Source organism: Amycolatopsis sulphurea, assembly GCF_002564045.1.
In the GTDB taxonomy this organism is placed as follows: Bacteria; Actinomycetota; Actinomycetes; order Mycobacteriales; family Pseudonocardiaceae; genus Amycolatopsis; species Amycolatopsis sulphurea.
The window spans coordinates 470197-489921 of sequence record NZ_PDJK01000001.1; the positions used below are offsets into that span (position 1 = coordinate 470197).

Sequence of the window (19725 nt, forward strand, 5' to 3'; positions counted from 1 at the left end):
TTGAGGTTCCCCTTGGATCGGTGTCCATCATGCCTGTTCGGAAACCTCGGTCGTGCACGGCCGAATACAAGGACGAGGCGCATCGCGTGATCGATGCCGGCCGCGCCATTGCCGAGGCCGGCCAGGGGTTCCACGGCCGAGCCCGAGAGCGATACGGGTCCCAGCGAGCCATCGCGTCACAGCGTGTGGCGAGGGTGCGTGGCTCGAACTGGCGTGCCGTCTGCTGCACGGTTGGGGTTTGATGAGGTTTGCCACCGCCGCGCCCGGCTTGCGTCCCGGAGACCGGAATGCCCGCTCTGCACCGGGACCGGGCCGATCCTGTCAGCCTGCAGAACACCGGCGCTCGCCCAACCGGGCCAGGCAATGTCTGGCCCGGCATGTCCCGCCCGGGCGGGACCGTGCGAGGTGCTCGGATACGCCGGTCGGCTGGCTATACCCGGGATACCGAAGTCAGCCGGTGAACCCAGCGGCCCGGAGCGCGGCATCGATCCGGACGCGGTGGTCGGCTTCCCATTGGCCGAGGGTCTGCGCTGCTTCCTTTGCCAGCTTCGCGAGGGCGTCGGCGAGCACCTGGTCCGAGCCGGCGGCGGGGACGACGACCACGCCTTCCTCGTCGGCCACGACGACGTCGCCGGGGGATACCGTGACCCCGGCGCAGTGGACGGGTTCGCCCAATGCGGTGGCGGCGGCCTTGGCGCCGGGGATCGGGATCACGCCACGCGCGAACACGGGGAAGCCCAGGTCGCGGACTTCGGCGTTCGTGGTGGATCCGTGGCGACCGTGCGGGGCTTGGGGTGGTTCGAGCGGGGCCGGTGCGGTCCGGGGCGTGGGCTCGTGGCGTTCCGGGTAGCGAGGACGGCCGTGTCCGGTGCGGACTTCACTCTGCGTGGTCGCTCTGATGGGTGAACAGCGGGAAGTCGCGCCGGCTCCCGGGTGGTGACGTCTCGTGGTTGTTCCGGTCCGGCCGTCCCGCGGGGGCAGGGCCGGCAATAGCGGCCGTACGTGCGGATGAACGTGCAGATTCCCGGGATTGTGCAGGTGCCGGAGTGAATGCAGAACGCGGTGATCGGTGATCCGGGCGCCTGAGGTCCCTCGTCCGAGTGATTGCGGGGAGTAGTGGGGCGCGTCACTCGAACCGCTGGGCGACGGTGAAATACCGCTCGGCGCGACACTGCGGGTACGCCCTCTTCGTAACGCAGCGTTCCGGCCAGGATGTGGCTACCGGCATCGCCGGAGTACCGAAAGGCGTGGCCCCCTGCGGACACAGGGGGCCACGGAGTCCTTGAACCTGCCTGGAAGACGAGGAAATGGACCTCATGAGTGTACCGTCGCCGATCCTGGAGAAGCCAGACCGCAGCCGCCGCGTCAGTGTGGTCGTGGACCGGTTGCCCGCCGTGCCGGAGCGGCGGATCGCCAGCCGCGAGGAGATGATCGAGGCCGGCGCCCGGGTGCTGGCCCGGCGTGGCCGGGGACGGCACCGCAAACCGGACACCCGGGAATCGTGGCCGCAGTTGCTCGCCGGGGTGATCTCGGCGTGGGCGCCGACCCTGCGGGTGTGCCTGCTGCTCGTTGTCGGCGGCACCGTGCTTGCCGGGGTCGCGCTGGTGGCGAGCCCGCAGATCGGCGTCGCGGTGGGCACGTTCGTCGCGATCGCCAGCCTGGTTGGCGCCGTCGCGATCCGCCCGCGGCGGACTTCCTCCCACCGCTACTGACCTGCCGAGGGCCGGGGCACGGGGTGAAAACCTCGTGCCCCGGCCCGGCTGCGCGGACGTCGAGGCCGGCGATAGGCCGCCTCGTGGGTGAGCCGGGTGTGGTGCGGTTGAGGTGGGTCGGCGTGCCCGTGTCGACGTGGGGGATTCGGGCACGGGGCGTGGGTTGGGAGTTCGAGGTACGGAAGCCACATTGCTGGGCCTGGCCAGCAGGTGGGCGGCTGTGATCGAGGCGCGCGAAGGGCGCGGATTCCCGCCGGGGGCGTTAGGAGCCCCCCGTGTCCGGGGCTTCGGTGGCTGGTGAGCCGGAGTGCATTTCCCACGGTGGGCGGGACAGTGCGTGCCCGGTCTCCAGGAGTGACTTCAGGTTCGCGCACACCCCGGGCCAGGCGGCCGTGGCGGTCGCCAGGTCGTGCTCGGGGAGGTTCGTGTGGGTGACGGTCAGTTCGACGATCTCGTGGTACGGCTTGATCTCGAAGGTGACTTCCGGTGCTCCGGCCGGGGGGAGCGGGCCGGGCCGGGGGAGGGTCAGTGCGAGGCGGTGCGGCGGGAGTGCGTCCAGGACGGTGCCGGTGATGCCGGGGTGGCCGTCGGTGGGGAGGTGGTGCCACGGGGAGCCTGGCCGCCAGTCGGAAACGTTGCGGTGGCCCCAGAAACGGGCGGTCAGGTCGGCATCGGTCAGGGCGTGCCAGACTTGGTGCGGGCTGGTTTCCAGATAGGTGACATACCGGTAGACGGGGCGGGGGCGTTCGGCGCGCTCCTTGATCGTGCCGAGGGCGCGCAGCCGGGGGCGTTCGAATCGGTGGATCCAGCGTTCCTGGATGTCCCACAGTGGCACGGGATTCAGGTAGTGCAGCTTCTCCCGGCCCCGGCGGACGGTGCTGATCAGGGTGGCGGCTTCGAGCACGCCCAGATGCTGGGTCGCCGACTGCCGGGTCATCCGCAGTGGTTCGCACAGTTCGCCCAGGGTCTGCCCGGTGCGCTCGCGCAGCCGGTCCAGCAGGGCGCGGCGCGTCGGGTCGGCCAGCGCCTTGAACACCGCATCCTCGACGTCCACTTCATTCACTATGCAGGTATCCGGCTGCATGAGTCAACCAGGGTGGAATCAGGCGCTTGACTTAATCCGGGTGGGTTGGTTGCCTGGATGCCCGGCCGGAGCACGCAGGGGGTGCGACGGGGTATCGCGCCGGTGGGCATCGCCGGTCAGGGTGTCCGAAGTGGACGCACGCGTGTCCGATGTGGTCGGGGGCGGTAGATTTCCGTACCGGGGAAGGTGCCGTGCGGGGCGGCGGGAGAGTGAGGTGGCGGGTATGAGCGGGAAGAGCGTTCGGGCGGATCGGGCGAGCGCGACCCGAGAGGCCATTCTCGTGACCGCCGAGCGGTTGTACGCCGAGCACGGTGTGCACGCGGTGTCCAACCGGCAGATCAGCGACGCGGCGGGACAGGGCAACAATACCGCGGTCGGCTATCATTTCGGCACGAAGACCGATCTGGTCCGGGCGATCGTCCGCAAGCATGCGGCGCCGATGGAGCGGCTGCGGGCCGATCTGCTGGTCCGCGCCGAGGGCTCCGGCGAGATCCGCGACTGGGTCGCCTGCCTGGTCCGCCCCTCCACCGCGCACCTCGACGAGCTGGGCAGCCCCACCTGGTACGCGCGGTTCATCGCGCAGGTGACCACCGATCCGGCGCTGCGGGAGATCCTGGTCGGGGAATCGATGACCTCGCAGGTGATGATCCGGGTGATCGAGGGGCTCAACCGGTGCCTGCCCGCACTGCCCGCGCCGATCCGGGTGGAACGCGGCGAGATGTCCCGGCACCTGATGATCCACGTGCCCGCCGAACGCGAGCGCGCGCTCGCCGAGGGTACCCCGACCCCGCGCGCCACCTGGCAGGACGCGGCGGACGGGCTGATCGACGTGATCGCCGGGATGTGGACGGCGCCGGTCTCGGCCTGAACCCCGGGCGAGTGCGGGGCACGGCGGTGGGCGTGGCGGGTTCGGCGCGGTGCCGGAGATTCCGGTATTGCCGGGCAACGAGGGTTTCCGGCCGGTGAAGACGGATTCCTGGTCCGGTGGAGCGGGTTTCCTTGTGCGGGAACAGTTCTCCGAGCTTCGCGGACGGTCGTGGTGATACGGGGACCGGGTCGCGGGGTGGGCCGTTGATCCATGCGGGATGCGTTGCCGGGGTGCTCCTGCCCGGCTGAACGGGTGTCGTTGCGGAAATACCGGTTCCCGCCGGGGGTGCGTCGACGGCTTCCGTGCCGGGTTCCCGCAAGTCGGTGGCTGACCTCCGGGGCAGGTCGTGACCATGCCCGGCGAGCTTTCCGGCGGCGATCTGCGGGTAGTACGGTTGGCCGGGCAACGGAAATCCCGCGTGGACTCGGTGCGGACGGGAAGGACGATCGTGGAGCTGAAGGTCGGGTACAAGGCGTCGGCGGAGCAGTTCGGGCCGCGAGCGCTGGTGGAGTTCGCGGTCCGGGCCGAGGAGCTGGGGCTGGACTCGGTGTGGGTCTCGGACCATTTTCTGCCGTGGCGGCACGACGGCGGGCACGCGCCGTGGGCGCTGGCCTGGATGCCCGCGGTGGCCGAGCGGACCAGCCGGGTGCAGATCGGCACCAGCGTGCTCACGCCCACCTTCCGGTACAACCCGGCGGTGATCGCGCAGGCGTTCGCCACCATGGCGCTGCTGTCCGGGGACCGGGTGGTCCTCGGCGCGGGCACCGGCGAGGCACTGAACGAGATCGCCGTGTCCGGCCGGGAATGGCCCGAGTTCAGGGAGCGGTTCGCGCGGCTGCGCGAGTCGATCCGGCTCATGCGCGCGCTGTGGACTCAGGAGAGCGTCGACTTCCAGGGCGACTACTACCAGCTGGTCAACGCGCGGATCTACGACCGCCCGGAGCGCCCGGTGCCGGTCTACGTCGCGGCGGGCGGCCCAGTCGTCGCCAAGTACGCCGGCCGGGCGGGTGACGGGATGATCTGCACCTCCGGCAAGGGGATGGACCTCTACACCGGGAAACTGATGCCGGCCATGGCCGAGGGCGCCGCCGCCGCGAAGCGCGACGCGGCCGGGGTGGACCGGATGATCGAGATCAAGATGTCCTATGACCGCGATCCCCGGCAGGCACTGGAGAACACCCGCTTCTGGGCGCCGCTCTCCCTGACCGCGGAGCAGAAGCACACGGTCTCCTCGGCCGAGGAGATGGAACGCCTCGCCGACGAGCTGCCGCTGGAGCAGGTCGCGAAGCGCTGGATCGTGACCTCGGACCCGGACGAGGCGGTCGCGCAGATCAAGCCGTACCTGGACGCGGGGCTGAACCACCTGGTCTTCCACGGGCCGGGCGGCGACCAGGAACGCTACCTGGCCCAGTTCGCCGAGGACGTGCTGCCGAAACTGCGCGCGCTCGGCTGATCCCGGCCGTACCCGGACTGTATCCTTTGTGGACAGTGGTGCCTCTGATGTGGACGGTCGTGGGTGCCGTGGTTCGCCGGCGCCGGGCTGTGAAGGGCGGTGAAGGGGCCCTTCACGGACTCTGAGTCCGTGAAGGGCCCCTTCACAGCGCCGCCGGTGTCGTCGTGGTCCGTCCAGCCGGCAGAGACCGCTGGGGGTCTGTGCCGTTCCGGCCCAGGACACCGCTTCTCACCGCGCCCGCGCCACCCGCGCCTCGTCCCACACCGGGTCCGGGGTTTCGCGGACGACGCCGTCGGCGCCGAAGACCAGGTAGCGGTCGAAGGTGCGGGCGAACCAGCGGTCGTGCGTGACCGCGAGGACCGTCCCCTCGTAGGACTCCAGGCTGTCCTGCAAGGCTTCCGCGGATTCCAGGTCCAGGTTGTCGGTCGGCTCGTCCAGCAGCAGCGCGGTGCTGCCGGCCAGCTCCAGCCGCAGGATCTGGAACCGGGCCTGCTGACCGCCGGAGAGCTGGTCGAAGTGCTGCTCGCCCTGACGTTCCAGCTCGTAGCGGCGGAGCGCGGCCATCGCCGCGCCGCGGTCCTTCGCGTGTTCGGTCCACAGGATGTCGATGAGCGGACGGCCGGACAGCTCGGGATGGGCGTGGGTCTGCGCGAAATGGCCGGGCACCACCCGCGCCCCGGCCTGCCACCGCCCGGTGTGCGCCACCTCCGCCCCGGCCAGCAGCCGGAGGAAATGCGATTTGCCGGAGCCGTTCGACCCGAGCACCGCGACCCGTTCGCCGAAGAAGATCTCCAGCGAGAACGGCTTCATCAGCCCGGTGAGCTCCAGATCCGTGCAGGTGAACGCCCGCACGCCGGTCCGGCCGCCGCGCAGCCGCATGCGGATGTCCTGGCGCCGCGGCGGTTCCGGCGGCGGACCGGCCTCCTCGAACTTCCGCAGCCGGGTCTTCGCGGCCTTGTACCGGGAGGCCATCTCGTCGCTGCGCGCGGCGTACTGCTGCATGTCCCGCACGAGGCGTTTGAGCTGGGCGTACTTCTCGTCCCAGCGCCGTTTGACCTCCTCGTAGCGGGCGAACCGCTCGCGGCGCGCTTCGTGGTAGGTGGCGAAACCGCCGCCGTGCACCCAGGCGTCGCTGCCCGCCGGGCCGGGTTCCACGCTCACGATCTTCTCCGCGGTCCGCGCGAGCAGCTCACGGTCGTGGGAGACGAACAGGACCGTCTTGCGGGTCTCCCGCAAGCGCTCTTCCAGCCAGCGTTTCCCGGGCACGTCGAGGTAGTTGTCCGGCTCGTCGAGCAGCAGGACTTCGTCCGGGCCGCGCAGCAGGGCTTCGAGGACCAGCCGTTTCTGCTCGCCGCCGCTGAGCGTCCGGACGAGACGGCCGCGGGCGCGGTCGTACGGGATGCCGAGCGCGGCTGTGGTGCAGACGTCCCAGAGCGTCTCGAACTCGTACCCGCGTGCCTCGCTCCAATCGGCCAGGGCTTGCGCGTACTTCATCTGGGCGGCTTCGCCGTCGACGGTCAAGATCGCCTCTTCGGCGGTCTCCACCGCCTCGGCGGCCTGTCGGACGCGCTGGGGCGCAACGGAAACCAGCAGGTCATGCACCGTGCGCTCGTCTCGCACGGAACCGACGAACTGCGCCATCACGCCGAGGCCGCCGGACACCGTGACCGCTCCACCATCCGGCCGCAACTCACCGGAGAGCAACCGGAGCAGCGTGGTCTTCCCGGCGCCGTTCGGCCCGGCCAGCGCGACGATCGAGCCCTCCCCGACCCGGAACGAGACGTCGTCGAGCAGGGTCCGGCCGTCGGGCAGGCAGTAGCCGAGGTGCGCGGCTTCGAGATGGCCCATGGGTGGGACCCTACTGCGCGCGCCCCGGGGCTCGCCTCGGATTTTCCGCCCCGCCCGCGTCGCGACGGGTGATCATGAATCGCCCGATCGAGTGGTACCGGACGATCTTGCTGCGCTCGCCCGGTTTTCAGTCGACTCTGGAGGTTCATGAGACGGCCGGGGAGGGACGTCGATGACACTGCGTGTGGAGTTCACTCGGGAGGACCTGCGGCGGGTCCGGTTCGCCGATGCCGCGGACCCCATGTGGGAGCTGGTGTTCAGCCTGTTCCTGGCGCGTTCGGCGGTGGGACGGCCGGGCGCCGGCGGGCAGCGCGAGCGCCGGGGGTGGAGTGCGGTGGTGCAGCACGCGATCGAACAGCTGCACTCGGTGCTGCCGGGGGCCGGGCGGGTTCCGGATGTCGACATGGCGGCCCGGGCCGGATGCGCGGCGCCGGTGTGCCCCGGCCGGCGCGGGGCGTTCCCGGACTGCGTGCCCGGCTGGATGTGCGGGCCGGCGGCGGAGCTCGGTGCGGCCGGGGAACTGCTTGCGGCGTATGGGGTCCTGCTGGTCCCGGATCAGATCCGGGCGGTCGAGCCGGTGGGGCGTCGCGGGGCCGTCGCCGCGCTCGCCAGGGTGCCGGGCGTGCTCGGCTGGGAGGGGGACGCGCTGCTGGTCGAGTATCCCGGGGACCGGACCGTGCACCTGAACGGGCGAGGCCTGACGCTGCTGCCCGCGGCCTGCGGCGGGGGCGATCCGGTCACCTGGACGGAGCCGGCCCCGGAGCAGGCGGCTCCGGCCGATCACCTGGTCGCGCTGCTGGGGCGCACCCGCGCGGAATGCCTCCGCCAGCTCGGCACGCCGTGCACGACGACCGTGCTGGCCGCCCGGATGGCCACCACGGTCGGCGTCGCGAGCAGGCAGGCCGCGGTGCTGTGTGAAGCGGGCCTGATCCGCAGCAGCCGCCGTGGGCCGGCGGTCGTGCACCGGATCACGCCGCTGGGGTCGGCGTTGCTGGCCGGGCCGGGTTAGACCGAGCGGGAGGACTTCGGTTCGTGACGGACGTGCGTCGGTGGCGGGTGCTGCGGCGTTCCGGTGCGGTTGTTTCGGCGGGTGCTGCGGTCCTGTTCTGCCGCCCGTCCGTGAAGGCCACCTTCACGGACTCAGAGTCCAGGGTGTCGGCAAAGTCGGTGTGAGGGCCTTGCGCAGACGGCGTAGGTCCGTGAAGGTCCGTGAAGGGCCCCTTCACAGACCCGGGACAGGTCTGGCGCACACCACGAGGTGGTCGCGCATCTCGAGCACCTCCGCTTCGCCCGTACCATGGTCACCGCGAAGTTCCGGCGCATGGTCAGGGTCAGCAGGTCCTCGCCGGACACGGTTACGTCGCCGTCGCGGAGTTCTGAAGGAAACATCGCTTCGGCGCAGGCCTCGTAACGTTCGCGCATGCCGGGCGCGGCGTCGCGGGTGCGTTTGGCGACCTTGCAGCCGACGTTCTCCGCGACGTACCAGCACCTACGAAACCGGACACCGCGCGACCGACGACGACACCACCGACCGTCAGGTAGCCTGACACCGCCTCACCGACCCTGTCCGTCAGAACGGGTCAGGCCCAGATCGTGTTGCGTGATCCGGTCTGGAGTCTGGCACCGCGCATTGTCGTTCCGCTCGGCCGGGCTGCTTTCCCCTGCCGAGTGGAAGGCCGGAGTTACTTCAGAGAGCGGTTGCCTTGGGCTCGGGGGTCGCCAGCGCTGTGGCCTGATCGCGCGACGCTGCCGGGAAATGCCGAGCAGCAATAAGGACCACGAAAGCACCCACGAGGAATGCGGCGCTGAACAAATAGAAGCCGATCGTGTTCGAGACGGTGATTCCGCGCAGCCAGCCGAACAGGTATGGGCCGACGAATCCACCGAGCAGGCCGAGGCCGTTCACCAACGAAAGGCCCATGGCGCGCACATTCGGTGCGAGCGTGGAGGCCGTGACGGCGTGGTAGAGGCCGATCGCGGAGTAGGACAGTGCGATCCCCGCGGCCAGGGCGACGATGCGCGCGGTTGCGGAGCCGACCTCGAGTGCGACGAAAAGGGCCACGCCGGAGCCGAGCAGGAGTCCGAACAGATGCCACCGACGATCGCCGGTCATGACCGAGGTGCGGCCGAAGAAGATCATCGTGATGAGGGCGACGAGATACGGCAGCCCGGACACCAGCGCGACCTGCGCGGAACTCAGGTGGGAGAAGCCCGATTTGATGATCTGGGGCAGGAAGAAGATCAGTCCCCAGAAGCCGAGGTTGACCGAGAAGTAGACGCCGCCCAGGATCCATACCCGTCGCATGCGGATGACGCTGGCGAAGACCGTCGAAGAAGTACCCCTGCCCGCGAGGTCGACGGTCGCGTCGTCCTGCTCGCTGCGGTCGAGCAGCCAGCGGCGGTTCGCGTCGGGCAGCCAGCGAGCGTGCTCGGGGCCATACGGCACGAGTCGCGCTACGAAGGGTGCGATGATCACAGCAGGGGCACCCTGCAGGACGAACAGCCACTGCCAGCCGACAAGGCCCACCCAGTCGATCTGCAGCATCCCGGCAGCCAGGGGCGCCCCTACGACGGAGGCCATCGCCGAGGCAGCGGCGATCTTCGCGGTCGCACCCGCGAGATCACTGCGCGAGTAGAACCGCGCCATACACGTGTACGCGGCCGGAATGAACGCCGCCTCCGCAGCGCCGAGCAGGAACCTGAAGAGGATGAACAGGGCGGGGTTGGGGACGAACGCGAGGGTCATGCACGATAGGCCCCACAGTCCGACCATAGCGGCGAGCCAGCGGTGCGAACGGAATCGCTCGAGGATGTGAGCGTGCGGCAGGCCGCACGCTGCGTAGCCGATGAAGAAGATTCCGGCCGCCAACCCGAAGACCGTGCTGGAGATGCCGAGCTGCCTGTTCATGTCCAGCGCGGCGAAACTGACGTTGGATCGGTCGATATGCGAGATGAGCGCGATGCCGAACAGCACCGTGAGGAGGCGTCGGTTGACGATCGTACGCGTACGACGGTGTACGTCCATGGCTCCAGCCTTCGGGTATCGGTGAAAGGGTAGCTGCACGGGGCTGGCTCAGACGTCGGCACCGGCTCGGAATCCTCGCTTTACCAACGGAAGGGTCTGAGGCAGCGAGGTAATGGGCAGGCCATGTGTGGGGCCCACGAGGGAGACGCCGAGGTCGGCGATGAGCCGGTCGAGTTCCACCAGATAGGGCTCGACGTCGGTGAATCTGGTCCAGTGGAGTGCGAATTCGGCGAACAGCGCGGTCATCGCCGGGACGTCGAGGGTTGCCGCCTCCTCGGCGACGAGCCCGCAGTGGCCATCCTCGTGGAAGTGGCTGTAAGCGAACCCGTCACCGGGAAACAGCGCGCGGGTAAGGGTGTCGAAGCCCCAATACGTGGTGATCAGGTCCCGGATGACGCCGGGCGCGATGCGGAACGATCTCCCACCGAGATCGAATTCGGCGTTCGTCCCGACGAGGCGCAAACGCTCGGCATGCTGGGGAAAGATCTGGTCGAGGTCTTCGACGCCGCCGACCGCGACCGCGTCCGGGAACTTCTCGAGGAAACGCCCGAGCCCACCGGCGTGCGGAGTCTCCTGGTGGGTGACGAACAGGTACTCCACGGGAGCGACCGCACCCGAGGCGAGCAGCTCGTCGATCTGTCGCCCGAGCATCGGCAGGTCGGCGGGGAACCCGGTCTCGACGAGCACGGAGCGATCCACACCCGACACGATGTACACCGAGTTGTAGGCATGGTAGAGGCGGCCTCCGTGCTGCGTCTTGATGCAGTCACCGAGCCAGTACAGGCCGGGACCGAGCCGGCGTGGCAGGGCGGTCATCGTGCCACCTTTCCGCCGGCCGCGGTGGCCGCTCGAGCGAAGGGATAAGCACGCGGTTCGGCACGGAAGCGGTGAAGGGCCGCCAGGAGCAGCTCGACATGGCGTTGGACGACGCCTGCCCCGTCGAGCACAGCGCCGTGGGCAGGGCATATGCGCTCGACGTCGTGACAGGCGAAGAACTGTTCGAGCCATTCGCTGATCGGCCGGGTATCGGCACCGGGAAGCCACCAATAGCGGGTCCGGACGAGATGCCGGCACACATCGTCGACCGTTATCGCGTCGGACCCTGCACTGACCGTCCACGCATCACCATCGGAGCCCACGTCGCCGGCGTAGGAGAACGCGTCGGAGGTGAACACGGAGCCGGTCAGCGGGTCGTAGAGCCAGTGGGTGGTGAGCAGCCGAAGTAATGGCTGGACGGCTTCCACCGTCCGGCCGTCGCTGAGGGAAATGCCTGCCTGGGACGACATTCGCTGGTAAACGGCATCCTGCAGCGCGCCGGGCGAGGTTGGTTCCGGGTGTACGTCGAACCACTCGAGCCCGTCGACCTGCGCGCCGAAAATGGTCTTGATCGGAAACCTGGCGGCAACCGCGAGCATGTTCGCGATCGAGTCGAATTCACCCATGCGCAGCGCGGCAACGCACAAGGCACTGGAGTCGGGCAGCGTGTCCGCGAGCCAGCTCAGGACCAGGTCCTGAGCGGCCACGGGCCCGGTATCGACCAGCAGCGAACGCGCCGCGTCCGTCAGCAGGTAGACGTTGGTGACGGCGGCCGTTCCCGCGGTGTCACGGTGCTGGGCCGGGATGGCAGGTGACTGCGCGGCCTGTGATCGATGCGCGAGATGCGCGACGTGCAGATGCGCGCCGAACGAGCGCGTGAAGCCAGCGTTGATGATCTTCCTCCCGTCGATGCGAAGAAGTGAAAATCCAAATCGTATACAATCAGTGAAAAGCGGCAAGCTTCCGCCTGCCGTGGGCCCTGGCTCTTCGCGACGGATCAGCCAGACGGATCAGGCTGGGCCGCAACGTCGGCCAGGAGCTCTGCTCATTGTGTCCCGGGTCCCCCCGCGTGTCGGTCTAATGCTTGACATTGCAGGTTATGTGCAGTTCAAGAACGGGTTTCAGTGTTACGGGTGCGGATCGTGGAGGCGATAGCCGCAGCCGCACGCGGGTGGCTCGAGTCCGCGGGTTCGCGACCAGTGGGGCCGGGACGAGATCGCCGGCGCGGGCCGGAAACCAGTTCGACGGGAGTATTGACATCGGAGCAGAAGGCTCGGATAGTGTACAATCACCGAGCGAGTGGTCGGCGCGGTGCGTAATTACGTCAGCCCCCGGCAGTCACGACAGTCTTGTCCTTCAGTGCCGCACCGGTGATCTGATGACTCGGCGGGCGGCCGACACGCGAAGAACTCAGAGAGGCGCTCTTATATGCGTGACGGAATGTTCGTGTTCGATAATGTCGTGCATATGTATGACAACAAGCCGAGCAATATCGGCCCCCGGGGGGAACAGGTCGCGCGGAACCTGCACGGTTTCGGCGTGGTTCTGTCCAATGAGCAGTACCCGGCCAATGATCATTTCCTCGACGAGGAGCTCAGTGTCGAAGAGGCGGGGCGGATTCTGTTCGAGGAGTCGCAGACCGACCTCGCGATGGCGCAGACGGTTCCGCTGTTCGGCTGGTGGAAGGACGGTTTTTCGCCGGCGCATCGGCAGTACGCGTTGAAGGAGGCGTTTCCCCATCGCGTGCTGTTCTGCGGCGGAGTCGACCCGTTGTACCAGGGCGTCGAGGGTGCGATGAAGGAGATGACCAGGCAGGCCGAGGAGTGGGGTGCGGTCAGTTTCAAGTTCTATCAGGCGCACGACAACTCGCTGAGCTGGCGGATCGACGACCGGCAGATCGCCTACCCGTTGTGGGAGAAGGCGCTGGAACTGGGAATCACCAACGTCCAGTTCCATAAGGGCGTTCCTTTCGGTACCGAGCGCATGGAACACATGAACCCGACCGATCTGCAGCAGGCGGCGATCGACTTCCCGGAGTTGACCTTCGTCATTCACCATCTCGGGGATCCCTACATCGACGAGTCGATCAGCATCGCATCGCGTAACCAGAACGTATGGCTCGCGTTGTCGGCGTGGATCAACATTTACCCGATCATGCCGAGGGAGGCGCTCAAGCGGCTGGGCAAGGCGCTGATGTATGTCGGCCCCGACCGTCTGCTGTGGGGTTCCGAGGCTTTCGTGTGGCCGAATGTCCAGGGCTACATCGACTTGTTCGCCGAGCTGGACATGCCGCAGAACCTGCAGGAGGACTACGGCTTCCCGCGGATCACCCGCGACGCGAAGCGGAAGATCTTCGGCGAGAACTATGCGCGGCTGCTGGGTATCGATGTCGGCCAGACCCTCAAAACCATCTACGGCAGCGACGAGCGGCAGCCATGAGTGCGTTACCGCCCGGCCTCCAGCACAAGGTGGACGCCGCGCTGGAGGCTCACGTCAGCCGGTTTCTCGACTCGCACGGCGGCGCGGTCGCCAGTGCGTCGATCACTCCGGAAGGCGATGTGACCCTGCGCTTCGATGGCGCCTGCCAAGCCTGTCCCGCTGTCGCGGCCACTTTTTACAGCAAAGTGGCACCGATCGTCCGCGCTGTTCCCGGCGTGCGTTCGGTGAGCGCTCCCAACGTCAACGTATCCGAAGCGGCGGTCGACCGGATTCTCAGCCTGTCCGCACCGCGGCGCCGATCCTCCGGAGGTGGGGACCATGCTCGCTAACCCGACGTTCGACCAGCCGGCCATCAGCGCCGAACTCGCTCAACGAATCGTCAACGCCGCTGCGGCGGCGTCCGGGGAACACGGTCAGGCGAGCACGATCGCCGTCGTCGACCCGGCGGGAACCCTCAAGGCCTTCGTCCGAATGGACGGGGCCGCACTCTTGACCGTGCAGATCGCGCAGGACAAGGCCTATACCGCTGCCGCGTTCGGCCTCGCCTCCCATGAATGGCACGACTTCATCAAGGACGACGCGCCGCTGGCCGACGGCATCGTGCACACGCCGCGACTCGTCGTTTTCGGTGGTGGGTACCCGGTGAAGGTCAACGGAGCGGTCGTCGGCGGCATCGGTGTGTCCGGGGGCCACTACACCGATGACATGAAGATCGCGACAGCCGCGCTCGAACAAGCCGGATACCCGAGCTGAGACAAGCGGCGCGGCACCAGCCGCGCGCGCGGCGCACAATGAAGCGACGGGATCTGAGTGGGGCCATTTCGCGGGGATGTCTGCAGGAGGTACGTGTGAAGCCGTTCGTCGATTCACGTGGACCCGACATCGCACCCTACTTCGCACACTGTCCGACCGCGACCTACCAGCCGAGGTCGGTGGTGTTCGACGTCGAACGGGCGCAACACGAAACCCTCCTCATCGAACACGGCGTCACCCGGGTCACCACCTGCCATCCGGGAGGCGCTGAGCGGCTGCTGTTCTACAAAGGAACGGGGTGCGTGCTCGGCGACACGGTGATTTTCGGTGAACCGGGCAACTTGCCGGCGAGCGCGCGTGCGGTGGCGATCACCGAAGTGGCCGTCCGGGTGATGCCGCGTCGCGAGTTCGAGCGTATGTGCATGTCCGAGCCGAACCTGGTCTACGCGTTGCTGCAGCGTGCCCACCGCAAGATCGCCAACCTGATCGAGCAGGTCGGGCTCGCCGCGTTCTCGGACACCACGACGCAGACCGCCGGACTTCTGCACGCACTGTGGGCGGAAAGTGGGCGCGCCGACGCTCCGCCCGAAGTCAACCGATTGCTGCATTTGACCCACCAGGAGATCGCCAGCGCTACCGGCCGTACCCGGGTTTCGGTCAGTTACGCCATGAAACGGCTCGAGAACGCGGGCACGATCGCGCTGCACCGCGGCTGGATCGAGGTACTGGATGCAGCCGGCCTGCAGCGCGTCGGCGAGTCCGGGCTGCCTCCGCAGACGATGGCAGCCGAAGGGGCGGGTTGGGCGAGCACCGGCGGTCGTGGCACGTACGAAAGCTCCGACAAACGTGGCAGTACGCGTGGGAATGAGAGTCGGCCCACGCGGCCCGACCGATGATGGTCGCTGCCCGCGGCCGCTCCGTCACACGAATCGTGGCGATGGGCGTGAAAGGACGGACAGCATGACGAACCCACCCGGTCCACTCAGTGACATTCGGGTGATCGAGATGGGACAGCTCATTGCCGGCCCATTCTGCGGTCAGCTGCTCGGTGACCTCGGTGCCGAGGTGATCAAAATCGAGCAGCCGGGCGCCGGGGACCCGATGAGACACTGGGGCGCGAAGAACGGCAACGGCGACTCGCTGACCTGGCCGGTGATCGCCAGGAACAAGAAGTCGATCACCAGCGACCTGCGCGGCGCACGAGGCCAGGAGGTAACCCGGAAGCTGCTGGCCACCGCGGATATTCTGATCGAGAATTTCCGGCCCGGAACGCTGGAGCGCTGGAACCTGGCCCCAGAACGGCTCTGGCGTGCGAACCCTGCCCTCATTGTCGTCCGGGTCAGTGGATTCGGTCAATCCGGTCCGTATGCCGGTCGTGCCGGTTACGGGTCGATCGGGGAGGCCATGGGCGGCCTGCGCTATTTGATCGGTGAACCGGACCGGCCCCCCGCACGGGCCGGAGTCAGCATCGGCGACTCGCTGGCCGGCACCTACGCCGCCCTCGGTGCACTGGCCGCACTGCATACCCGGCAGACCACCGGGCGCGGCCAGGTGGTGGACTCGGCGATCTACGAGGCTGTCCTGGCGATGTCGGAGGCACAGCTCACGGAGTGGGAGGCGGTCGGCCATCAGCGAGAGCGGACTGGCGCGATCCTGTCGAAGGTCGCTCCCAGCAACGTGTACCCCACAGCGAAGGGGGCCGAAGTACTCATCGCGGCGAACCAGGACACGGTGTTCCGCCGGCTCGCCGCGGCGATGGGACGCGCCCAGCTGGCAGCCGATCCTCGGTATGCGACCCACGATGCCCGAGGCGAGCACCAGGCAGAGCTCGACCACCTCATCGCTGACTGGTCGCGCCAGCTGGACGCCGACACCGTGCTCGAGGTGCTGCACGAGGCCGGTGTACCGGCCGGAAAGGTCTACCGGGCGGAGGACATGTTCGCCGACGAGCATTTCGCGGCTCGCTCGGCGATCACCCACGCGCGCAACAGGCGAGGCGAAGAATTCGCCATGCAGAACGTCGCTCCGCGCCTGTCCGGTACTCCGGGCAGCGTCCGCTGGGCCGGACCGGACCTGGGCGAGCACACCGACCAGATCCTCACCGAGCTCGGCCTCAGCACCGCCGAGATCGCCTCACTTCGTGAGACAGCAACGATTTGACCCGGAGATGAAGACCATGTCGCTCGTTTTGCCGGACGAAGTGGACATCCGCGAGGTCGGTATGCGTGATGGCCTCCAGCTCGAAGACCCCATCCCGACCTCGACCAAGCTCGAACTCCTGGACGCGATCGTCGATGCCGGCGCGCGGCGAGTGGAAGTCACCTCCTTCGTATCCCCGAAGGCGGTTCCTGCCCTCGCGGACGCGGATCAGGTCGCGGCCGAGCTCGGGCGTTGGCCGGGGGTACGGTTCTCGGCGCTCGTGGCCAACACGCGCGGTGCGGACCGCGCCGTGGACGCCGGGGTCGTCAACCTCGAATATGTCATCTCGGCCTCGGACGCCCACAGCAAGGCCAACACGGGTAAAACGACCGCGGAAGCCACGGACGCGATCGGCCAGATCGCCACGCGCGCGCACAAAGCCGGTGGGGACGTCGAGGTCATCGTGGGCGTCGCGTGGGACTGCCCCTTCGCGGGGCGAACCCCACCCGATCGAATCCTCCAGGTGGTGAAGGCCGCGGTCCGCGCCGGCGCGGACCGGCTCTGCCTCGCCGACACGATCGGCACCACGACTCCGGCGCGCTTGCTGAGTCTGCTCGCTGAGGTCGGACGCGCCTGTCCCGGCATCGAGATCGGCATCCACCTGCACGACACACGGGGGGCCGGGCAGGCCAATGCCCTCGCGGCCGTACTGGCCGGCGTTCGGCAGCTGGATGCCTCGGTGGGAGGACTCGGCGGATGCCCGTTCGCCCCAGGCGCCAGCGGCAATATCGCGACCGAGGAGCTGGTGTACTGGCTCGGAGAGTCCGGTGTCCACACCGGACTCAATCTCTCCGGACTGCATCGTGCGGCCACGATTGCGGAGAACGCCGTCGGCCACGAGCTGCCAAGTTCCCTGCACCGTGCGCTCAATCGTAGATCCACATAGGACGGAGGTGGGGCCTTGATTCACCGGCGCAGACTGTGGAGGTCCGTGAAGGGGCCCTTCACGGAGTCTGAGTCTGTGAAGGGCCCCTTCACAGACCCGGGACAGGTCTGGCGCACAGCGCGAGGTGGTCGCGAGTCTCGAACGCCTCCGCATCGTCCGTTGCCGGGCGTAATCGATCGAGAGGGCAGGTGTCGTCGATGATGACGCGGCAGCCACGGCTCACTCTGCTGATCACGGGTCCTCGGCCAACTTTGCCGCGACCCTGTCTACGACCACGTGACGCCGGAGATGCGGCGACCGGTCATCCTGGGGTTGGAGGCTCGCTGGGCGGCGTCGCTGCCGACGTTGACGTCGGACGAGCGGGCGGTGATGGGGGAGTGGCTCCCGCGCCTGCGCCTGACCTATGTGCAGCGGCAGATCGAGCCCGCCCAGCCTGCCGTCTCCTTGTCGACAGTAAAGCCCTGCCCCTCCGAAGAGGAACAGGGCTTCTGACCTGCGATGTCATCTGGTGCGCGATACTGGGATTGAACCAGTGACCTCTTCCGTGTCAGGGAACTACGCCGTACGTTCGTCCTGCCATCTTCCGGCTGGTGACCTGCATGTTCGTGTCTGACCGTCCACCAGTGTCCACCAGTGTCCACGGTGGATGTCACTCACTTAGTCAGACCTCGGCCCGAGCTGATGCCCTGTCTCGACCCTAGCCGCGAGAACCGCACAACCTACCTCGGCGGCCCCCAGGACAACAGAGACCCCGACGACGCTAGAGGCAGCACCCCGTGCGCTCTTCCCATCGCGAGCAACAAGAGAGGTAGCGTGGAACACCATGTTCACCGTTGAAGATGCGGCCCGGGTTGCCGAGGAGCTCGTGGCCCCTCTTGGCCGGCGCTGGTCGCATGTCAAAGGCGTTGCGTCACGTGCCCGGACTCTCCTCCCGGCTGTTCCTGCAGGAGACGGTGACCTTCTGCTGTCCGCTGCGTGGCTTCACGACATCGGTTACGCCCCTGAGATTGGGCACACACGTTTCCATCCATTGGATGGTGCTCGATATTTGCACAAGCATGGCTGGCCTGCCGATGTCGTGAATCTTGTCGCACATCACTCCGGGGCGCGGTTTGAGGCAGCGGAACGCGGACTATCATCAGAACTGGCCTATTTTCCATTTAGCAATTCACCGGTTCTGGATGCCCTTGTTACGGCGGACCTCACCACTGGCCCGGCTGGTGAACCTCTAACCTACGATGAACGTATCGCGGAAATCCTTCATCGCTACCCCGCTGGCAGTCCAGTCCGCCGAACATGGATAAAGGCATCGCCAATTCTCAAAGAGTCAGTAGCTCGAACCAATTCCCGCCTGTCTGATCAGCCCAAATAGGGTCCGGTTCGAGTTTCGTCCAAGGCGTGATCGATCCTGAGTCGCATTGATGGATGGATATTGAGAACGTCAAGTTCATCGGGAGAAACCCACCGTACAGCCTTAGTTTCAGTGCCATCCTCGCGCGGTTCCCCATAAACCCATCGGCCTTCGAAGCATAGGGAAAATTGCTGGCGCACCTCTCCGTCGTCGTACGCCATAACGTGCCGAGGATCCGTGTAAGTGCCGACTAGGCGGACAACTTCGACATTCAGCCCAGTTTCCTCGCGAACCTCGCGGACAACAGTGTCCGTGATCCGCTCGCCGACGTCGTGGCCGCCACCAGGAAGAGCCCACAGATCGTTATCGATCTTATGAATAAGTAGAACTCGCCCCTTGTCGTCGCGGACAACTGCCGTCACGGAAGGCACAACGCTATTGGCCGCTGGGGCTTCCGGGTCATCAAAATAGTCAATGCGTGCCATGATTATCACTCCTTTTCGGGAATTCCTAGATTCCAGGTTCGGTCGAACGATCGCATAAAATGCTTCCACATCGGACCATTCGGTTGCCTCTTTAGATGCATGACCGGACTCTGCCCGGCTAAAGCGCCGAAGGCGTGTCCGTTAACAAGTAGGTCGTCATCGAATCTATATAGCGAGTTATAGAGAATCTCGCCGTGGGTACGAATCTCGACGCCATTCATGTCTGCTACATCCGACAGATAGCGTCGCATCAACTGAATGCGGCCCTCAAGTCCGCCGGGCGTGCCCTCCTCCACTGCTCTCTGTGCAACCGCAGGCGACGATTCGTCGCCGACCAGAAGTCGAAACTTTACACCGGCCTCGGCCTTTATTCGGATAAATGGAACAAAGTTGTACTGCTCGACCAGGAATGCGCCCGAAAACACCAGCATGTCCATGCTGTCCTCGACCCTGTTTAGGAGCGCCTCCCAGCCTGCCCGAGTGATTGCAGAACGCGACTCGTACAGGTGTACAAGTTCTGATTCTGTCGGCGCGGCACGGAGGTCTGCCGTCAAGGTTGGCCAAAGGTCTTCCTCTCGGCCGCCAAGCACCTCAAGGATCTTGTGTCGAGTCCTACGGTGCGGCACACGCTCTTTGCTGATCCAGCGGTCCGCGGTCTTCGGATCGACCCCCACCGCTGCGGCGAGACGGTCAACGTCCAGGTTGGCCGCAAGGATTGCCGTGCGCAGCCGGTCATTCGCCATGGTCACACCCCCATACAAGCCGGGACGTTCGGGACGTTTCTTCGGGACGCCCTACCCCTGTAG

The 19725-nt window shown here is 67.2% G+C and carries 20 protein-coding genes; 12 read left to right on the forward strand and 8 right to left on the reverse strand.

Annotated features, from left to right (window positions below; genetic code table 11):
* Positions 1-450 precede the first annotated feature (450 nt).
* Positions 451-990 carry an RraA family protein gene (locus tag ATK36_RS34140; RefSeq protein WP_281258990.1) on the reverse strand — a complete coding sequence of 180 codons (540 nt, stop codon included), beginning with the start codon at positions 988-990 and terminating at the stop codon, positions 451-453.
* A 326-nt stretch (positions 991-1316) separates the two neighbouring features.
* On the opposite strand from ATK36_RS34140, the gene ATK36_RS02180 reads away from it, so the two are divergent.
* On the forward strand, positions 1317-1712 hold the full coding sequence (locus tag ATK36_RS02180) for a hypothetical protein (protein WP_141544340.1): 396 nt from the start codon (positions 1317-1319) through the stop codon (positions 1710-1712).
* Between the two features lie 262 nt (positions 1713-1974).
* Here ATK36_RS02180 and ATK36_RS02185 read toward each other — a convergent pair whose 3' ends face one another.
* Positions 1975-2766, reverse strand: coding sequence for an ArsR/SmtB family transcription factor (locus ATK36_RS02185; RefSeq protein WP_245914203.1), 792 nt, complete (start codon positions 2764-2766; stop codon positions 1975-1977).
* A gap of 253 nt (positions 2767-3019) precedes the next feature.
* On the opposite strand from ATK36_RS02185, the gene ATK36_RS02190 reads away from it, so the two are divergent.
* Together ATK36_RS02190 and fgd are read left to right on the forward strand one after the other, a co-directional pair.
* A complete protein-coding gene (locus ATK36_RS02190; RefSeq protein WP_098509587.1) occupies positions 3020-3664 on the forward strand; it encodes a TetR/AcrR family transcriptional regulator in 645 nt (214 codons plus the stop codon).
* Between the two features lie 448 nt (positions 3665-4112).
* Positions 4113-5117: a glucose-6-phosphate dehydrogenase (coenzyme-F420) gene (gene fgd, locus ATK36_RS02195; RefSeq protein ID WP_098510281.1), complete on the forward strand. Its 1005-nt coding sequence runs from the start codon at positions 4113-4115 to the stop codon at positions 5115-5117.
* Between the two features lie 228 nt (positions 5118-5345).
* Here fgd and ATK36_RS02200 read toward each other — a convergent pair whose 3' ends face one another.
* A complete protein-coding gene (locus ATK36_RS02200; protein WP_098509588.1) occupies positions 5346-6965 on the reverse strand; it encodes an ABC-F family ATP-binding cassette domain-containing protein in 1620 nt (539 codons plus the stop codon).
* A 172-nt stretch (positions 6966-7137) separates the two neighbouring features.
* On the opposite strand from ATK36_RS02200, the gene ATK36_RS02205 reads away from it, so the two are divergent.
* Positions 7138-7974 (forward strand): ArsR/SmtB family transcription factor, encoded by an 837-nt coding sequence (locus ATK36_RS02205; RefSeq protein ID WP_098509589.1) that lies wholly within the window; start codon positions 7138-7140, stop codon positions 7972-7974.
* A 678-nt stretch (positions 7975-8652) separates the two neighbouring features.
* Here ATK36_RS02205 and ATK36_RS02215 read toward each other — a convergent pair.
* The 3 genes from ATK36_RS02215 to ATK36_RS31920 are packed head-to-tail and all read right to left on the reverse strand — an operon-like array spanning position 8653 to position 11765.
* Complete coding sequence (locus ATK36_RS02215) at positions 8653-9990, reverse strand: MFS transporter (RefSeq protein WP_098509590.1); 1338 nt, start codon at positions 9988-9990, stop codon at positions 8653-8655.
* A gap of 48 nt (positions 9991-10038) precedes the next feature.
* Positions 10039-10806: an MBL fold metallo-hydrolase gene (locus tag ATK36_RS02220; RefSeq protein WP_170069550.1), complete on the reverse strand. Its 768-nt coding sequence runs from the start codon at positions 10804-10806 to the stop codon at positions 10039-10041.
* A complete protein-coding gene (locus ATK36_RS31920; RefSeq protein ID WP_170069551.1) occupies positions 10803-11765 on the reverse strand; it encodes an MBL fold metallo-hydrolase in 963 nt (320 codons plus the stop codon). The genes ATK36_RS02220 and ATK36_RS31920 overlap by 4 nt, the downstream gene beginning before the upstream one ends.
* 481 nt (positions 11766-12246) lie before the next feature.
* Between ATK36_RS31920 and ATK36_RS02225 the strand changes: the two genes are divergently transcribed.
* From ATK36_RS02225 to ATK36_RS02260, 8 genes are all read left to right on the forward strand, one after another.
* Entirely contained in the window at positions 12247-13245 is a 999-nt protein-coding gene (locus ATK36_RS02225; protein ID WP_211291760.1) for an amidohydrolase family protein, read from the forward strand.
* Positions 13242-13574, forward strand: a complete 333-nt coding sequence (locus tag ATK36_RS02230) for a NifU family protein (RefSeq protein ID WP_098509593.1) — start codon at positions 13242-13244, stop codon at positions 13572-13574. The genes ATK36_RS02225 and ATK36_RS02230 overlap by 4 nt, the downstream gene beginning before the upstream one ends.
* Positions 13564-13998, forward strand: coding sequence for a GlcG/HbpS family heme-binding protein (locus ATK36_RS02235; RefSeq protein ID WP_098509594.1), 435 nt, complete (start codon positions 13564-13566; stop codon positions 13996-13998). Before ATK36_RS02230 ends, ATK36_RS02235 begins: the two co-directional genes overlap by 11 nt.
* Positions 13999-14093: 95 nt before the next feature.
* Positions 14094-14894, forward strand: a complete 801-nt coding sequence (locus ATK36_RS02240; protein WP_170069552.1) for a Crp/Fnr family transcriptional regulator — start codon at positions 14094-14096, stop codon at positions 14892-14894.
* Positions 14895-14958: 64 nt separating this feature from the next.
* Positions 14959-16158: a CaiB/BaiF CoA transferase family protein gene (locus ATK36_RS02245; protein WP_098509596.1), complete on the forward strand. Its 1200-nt coding sequence runs from the start codon at positions 14959-14961 to the stop codon at positions 16156-16158.
* A gap of 40 nt (positions 16159-16198) precedes the next feature.
* Positions 16199-17083 carry a hydroxymethylglutaryl-CoA lyase gene (locus ATK36_RS02250; RefSeq protein ID WP_211291761.1) on the forward strand — a complete coding sequence of 295 codons (885 nt, stop codon included), beginning with the start codon at positions 16199-16201 and terminating at the stop codon, positions 17081-17083.
* 276 nt (positions 17084-17359) lie between these two features.
* Positions 17360-17575 (forward strand): hypothetical protein, encoded by a 216-nt coding sequence (locus ATK36_RS02255; RefSeq protein ID WP_141544341.1) that lies wholly within the window; start codon positions 17360-17362, stop codon positions 17573-17575.
* A gap of 331 nt (positions 17576-17906) precedes the next feature.
* Positions 17907-18455 (forward strand): HD domain-containing protein, encoded by a 549-nt coding sequence (locus ATK36_RS02260; protein ID WP_098509598.1) that lies wholly within the window; start codon positions 17907-17909, stop codon positions 18453-18455.
* Here the strand turns inward: ATK36_RS02260 and ATK36_RS02265 are convergent.
* A complete protein-coding gene (locus ATK36_RS02265; protein WP_098510283.1) occupies positions 18443-18919 on the reverse strand; it encodes an NUDIX domain-containing protein in 477 nt (158 codons plus the stop codon). The two genes, ATK36_RS02260 and ATK36_RS02265, sit on opposite strands and share 13 nt — an antisense overlap.
* Positions 18920-18924: 5 nt before the next feature.
* Positions 18925-19662: a helix-turn-helix domain-containing protein gene (locus ATK36_RS02270; protein ID WP_098510284.1), complete on the reverse strand. Its 738-nt coding sequence runs from the start codon at positions 19660-19662 to the stop codon at positions 18925-18927.
* Positions 19663-19725: the final 63 nt, after the last annotated feature.

Bases quoted from the DNA above. Each gene is read 5' to 3' on its own strand.
- ATK36_RS02180 (WP_141544340.1), top strand. From the start codon at position 1,317: ATGAGTGTACCGTCGCCGATCCTGGAGAAGCCAGACCGCAGCCGCCGC.
- ATK36_RS02190 (WP_098509587.1), top strand. From the start codon at position 3,020: ATGAGCGGGAAGAGCGTTCGGGCGGATCGGGCGAGCGCGACCCGAGAG.
- ATK36_RS02200 (WP_098509588.1), bottom strand. From the start codon at position 6,965: ATGGGCCATCTCGAAGCCGCGCACCTCGGCTACTGCCTGCCCGACGGC.
- ATK36_RS02205 (WP_098509589.1), top strand. From the start codon at position 7,138: ATGACACTGCGTGTGGAGTTCACTCGGGAGGACCTGCGGCGGGTCCGG.
- ATK36_RS02215 (WP_098509590.1), bottom strand. From the start codon at position 9,990: ATGGACGTACACCGTCGTACGCGTACGATCGTCAACCGACGCCTCCTC.
- ATK36_RS02220 (WP_170069550.1), bottom strand. From the start codon at position 10,806: ATGACCGCCCTGCCACGCCGGCTCGGTCCCGGCCTGTACTGGCTCGGT.
- ATK36_RS02225 (WP_211291760.1), top strand. From the start codon at position 12,247: ATGTTCGTGTTCGATAATGTCGTGCATATGTATGACAACAAGCCGAGC.
- ATK36_RS02230 (WP_098509593.1), top strand. From the start codon at position 13,242: ATGAGTGCGTTACCGCCCGGCCTCCAGCACAAGGTGGACGCCGCGCTG.
- ATK36_RS02235 (WP_098509594.1), top strand. From the start codon at position 13,564: ATGCTCGCTAACCCGACGTTCGACCAGCCGGCCATCAGCGCCGAACTC.
- ATK36_RS02245 (WP_098509596.1), top strand. From the start codon at position 14,959: ATGACGAACCCACCCGGTCCACTCAGTGACATTCGGGTGATCGAGATG.
- ATK36_RS02260 (WP_098509598.1), top strand. From the start codon at position 17,907: ATGTTCACCGTTGAAGATGCGGCCCGGGTTGCCGAGGAGCTCGTGGCC.
- ATK36_RS02265 (WP_098510283.1), bottom strand. From the start codon at position 18,919: ATGGCACGCATTGACTATTTTGATGACCCGGAAGCCCCAGCGGCCAAT.
- ATK36_RS02270 (WP_098510284.1), bottom strand. From the start codon at position 19,662: ATGGCGAATGACCGGCTGCGCACGGCAATCCTTGCGGCCAACCTGGAC.